2 protein-coding genes are annotated in these 1,537 nt (G+C 45.3%); both read right to left on the bottom strand.

Features of this window, described 5'->3' with window-relative positions; translation table 11 throughout:
• Window positions 1–599 (bottom strand): SDR family oxidoreductase (locus tag NSP_RS01345; RefSeq protein ID WP_017803733.1); only part of this gene is annotated, 599 nt, incomplete at its 3' end.
• 374 nt (window positions 600–973) lie between these two features.
• Window positions 974–1,537 (bottom strand): carboxyl transferase domain-containing protein (locus NSP_RS01340; protein ID WP_017803732.1); only part of this gene is annotated, 564 nt, incomplete at its 5' end.

Genomic DNA, 1,537 nt, shown 5'->3' with positions numbered 1-1,537 from the left:
TCTGACTGGACGGTTTCTGTGTCCCAGAGTTCGGTATTGACAGCACCAGGACAAATGGCTGTGACACGAATGCCGTGGGCGCGTTCTTCTTGTGCCAAGGTTTGAGAAAGTGCCATTACACCAGCCTTGCTGACGCTGTATACTCCCCAACCAGGAAAGGGTTGCTTGGCAGCAATTGAGGCGACGTTAATTATTGTGCCTGTGTGGCGTGAGCGCATTCCGGGTAATATTCCCATCAGGCATTGAAAGACGCTGGTGAGGTTCAAGTTTATGACTTTCTGCCAATCTTCTAAGGGGGTTTCGCTCAGGTTGGCTGTGTATGCTATGCCCGCATTATTTACTAATATATCTATGCCTCCAAAGTCAAGGGCGATCGCCTCTATTTCTGCTTTGACTTGAGTTATATTCGCAAGATCAACAGCGTAAGCTTTGGCTACTACTCCTGTATGTCTAGCTGCTTGGGCTACTGTCTCTAACTTATCTAAAGAACGGCTGACTAAGGCGACATCAATTCCCGCCTTGGCAAATGCTAAAGCCGTTGCTTTGCCAATTCCACTACTAGCCCCAGTAATTAGGGCGCGTCGTTTATCAAGACTCATGCTGTCTCCAATTTTGTTGGCAGTTCTGAAAACTTTTTTCCACCAGCCAATTACCCAAATCTTGCGGATGGGTTAAATTTAATTAACCTGAATTTCCGATGATTTATGGTTGATAACTAACTGCTAATTTTTTCTGTGAGCGTGGGTATTTTTTCCCGTCAGGTGTGTTCCCAGTCAGGATAACAAATGTTTAACTGGGAAATTATGTCATAGATTTAAATGTGATTACTGAATAACAGGCAAATCACTGAATCAAATCAAGTTGATTTGCTTAAAATACAAAAACCTATGGCTGTTGAGATTGTTAAAAATCTTTAAGTAGCCATAGGCATTATAACATTGCTGATGAGTAAAGCGGTTATTTTCTCGCAGGATTAGTGGGCAGCTTCAGTAAAAACACCAATTTTACGGAATTTTTCATAGCGGAGTTGCCGACGTTCTGGAGATGTTAAGCGGTTGAGTTGGTCTAAGTTGTCTAATAAGCTCTGCTTGAGAGTTGTGGCGGCTTTGAGTGGGTCAGAATGAGCGCCACCAGTGGGTTCAGGTAATATTTCGTCGATGATTCCCAAGTTTTTCAGGTCGTGGGAAATAATTTTGAGGGCGACTGCTGCTTGGGGAGATTTGCTAGAATCTTTCCACAGAATGGCGGCACAGGCTTCGGGGGTAGCGACGGTATAAACGGCGTGTTCAAACATCATGAGGCGATCGCCTACGCCAATACCTAAAGCGCCACCAGAACCACCTTCGCCGATGACTGTGCAGATAATTGGCACATCAAAGCAAAACATTTCCCGTAGATTATAGGCGATCGCTTCCCCTTGTCCTTGGTGTTCGGCTTCTATGCCTGCCCAAGCGCCTGGGGTGTCGATAAACGTTAAAATCGGCATCCCAAACTTATTGGCGTGTTCCATCAAGCGCAGGGCTTTCCGATAACCACC

Origin of the sequence: Nodularia spumigena CCY9414, from assembly GCF_000340565.2 — a bacterium.
GTDB classification, from domain to species: Bacteria; Cyanobacteriota; Cyanobacteriia; order Cyanobacteriales; family Nostocaceae; genus Nodularia; species Nodularia spumigena.
This window is presented reverse-complemented; position numbering and strand designations above follow the sequence as displayed.